This window comes from Desulfonatronospira sp. MSAO_Bac3, assembly GCF_003838035.1.
Classification (GTDB): domain Bacteria; phylum Desulfobacterota; class Desulfovibrionia; order Desulfovibrionales; family Desulfonatronovibrionaceae; genus Desulfonatronospira; species Desulfonatronospira thiodismutans.
On record NZ_QYZY01000283.1, the window covers coordinates 1 to 2,046 of the forward strand.

Annotated in this window: 2 protein-coding genes; both read right to left on the reverse strand. The window is 48.2% G+C overall.

Annotation, left to right across the window (positions count from 1 at the left end):
- On the reverse strand, positions 1 to 207 hold a 207-nt coding region (locus D5S03_RS09505; RefSeq protein ID WP_287043692.1), incomplete at its 3' end, for an ATP-binding cassette domain-containing protein.
- Positions 208 to 400: 193 nt separating this feature from the next.
- Positions 401 to 1,792, reverse strand: a complete 1,392-nt coding sequence (locus tag D5S03_RS09510; RefSeq protein WP_287043694.1) for an ATP-binding protein — start codon at positions 1,790 to 1,792, stop codon at positions 401 to 403.
- Between the last annotated feature and the right edge of the window lie 254 nt (positions 1,793 to 2,046).

Here is a 2,046-nt window from a genome sequence, read left to right on the forward strand (position 1 = left end):
CAGGCCGAAAACCTTGATATTTCCAGAACTCAAGGGAGAAAATCCGTACATCATCCTGATGACAGAGGTCTTGCCCGCGCCGTTGGGACCAAGGAGGCCGAAGAACTCCCCCTCTTCCACCTGAAAGCTCACATCGTCCACGGCAGTGAACTGCCCGAACCTCTTGCCCAGACTAATGGCTTCAATTACCGGGTTTATCGCTTTCATCAGGACATCTTATGCGGATCATAGAGCATAAGCAAGATCCTGACTCCCGCCCGGGTCCTGCATTCAGTCACGCGCCCTGCCACGCGCTTCGCGTGGTTAGCGTGGTCAGCGTGACAAAAAACTTTTTGCAGGCGTATCCTCTTGAGTTTCAGGGTAGCTGCGGGGGTGTGAAACTCGTGCCTTGGAACCTGCTTCAGGAAATGGACGCCAGGTGCACATTGTCCTGACTTCGGGCCAGGTCCACCATGGCTTCGGTAAATCCGGACTGGCTGAAAAAAACATAGTGTTTTTCAGAGCCGTCCGGCAAAGAAACGCTTTGTGCCTTTTCCATCAATTGCCGGTAAACATCCGCATCCACAGGTGCGGCAGTATACTTGCACTCACCGAATACCGCATGCTCCCGGTTCTCAGTGACGCCCAGAAGATCTATCTCCACATCCTTGTCCCACCATCTGCCAGCCTGGATCAGCTGAATATGCGGCGATTTGACAAGCCCCTTCTGCATAAGCCACTGCCTGCATATGTCTTCGTACACACAACTGACATGACTTGACCTGAATTGATCTTTGATCTTTTTAATAACTACTTCAGTGTTCTCAATCTCCAGGTAGCTTCTATAGGGATGGACGAATCTGAACCAGAAACTGATGAAGTTGTCTGTAATTCGATACAGGCCCTTTTTGCTTTTTTCCGGGTTCTTTTCAGTGATGGGAACTTCTCTGACAATGAGATCCAGTTCCTGCAGGGTTTTGAGATATTTTGTCAGCCCGGACTGATTCATGCCCAGGGCAGAGGAGATCCTGCCCAGCTTTCTGTTGCCGGCTGCAATGGTTTTGACCAGGGAAAAGTAAGTTCCAGTTTCGCCGAATTCTTTTTCCAGTAAAAAAACCGGCTCTTCAAATAAAAAGCTCTGCCTGGACAGAATATTTTTTTCTATGGCCTGGAAGATATCCGTGGCTGGTGTAAACAGTTCAATATATCTGGGCACCCCTCCGGTCACAGCATAGTACTCGATGAGGTTGATGCGCTCAGGGTGTTTGAAAAAGAGTCCATAATCCTGATATGAAATCTGATCCAGCCTGATCTGTCCGGTCCGTCTTCCATACAGGGGACTGGAATAGGAGAGAGCCTGCTCCACCATCATGCCCACGAGAGAGCCGCAGAGGATGACCATGGACCTGGATCCGGCCAGCATCTGATCCCAGATTCTCTGGAAAATGGAAGGAAAAGATGTCCGGGCCTTGCCCAGGTATTGAAATTCATCAATGGCAATGATTTTCTTTTTTTCCGGCTGGTGCTCATTAAGCACGGAAAAGATTTCATCCCATTCCAGAAGGACATCTTTTTTTAGTAAGGTGTTATGTGTGAAATCCGAGACTGCGTGTTGAAAGTTTCTCCTGTTTTCCCGTTCTGATTCCTCTGTAGCCACAAAATAAAAAGCGTTTTTTTCCTGAATGAATTGTTTGATCAGGGTGGTTTTGCCTATCCTTCTGCGACCATAAAGGATTACCAGCGAGGCCCTGTCCTGAGCGAACTCATCCTCAAGGAATTGAATCTCTTTCTTTCTACCAATAAAAATTGACATTTAGTGACTTACTCCTGAAACCCTGTCATAAAAAACAAGAAACTTAGACAGGATTAACAGGATGGATAGGATAATCAGCCACCGGCCTGATGCCGCTGACTGGATTTACCATCCAGCACTCACTTTCTTCCGACATTCATGAGTGCCGGAAAAAAGTGAGTGCTGGAGTGATTACCTTTTGGCCTGGCTTCCGCCTGTCCCGTTTAATTGCTCGCAGAGCAAGCCCGAAGGGCATTAAACTGGGAGCCAGGACA

Coding starts and splice junctions, on each gene's coding strand:
- D5S03_RS09510 (WP_287043694.1), bottom strand. CDS start 1,792: ATGTCAATTTTTATTGGTAGAAAGAAAGAGATTCAATTCCTTGAGGAT.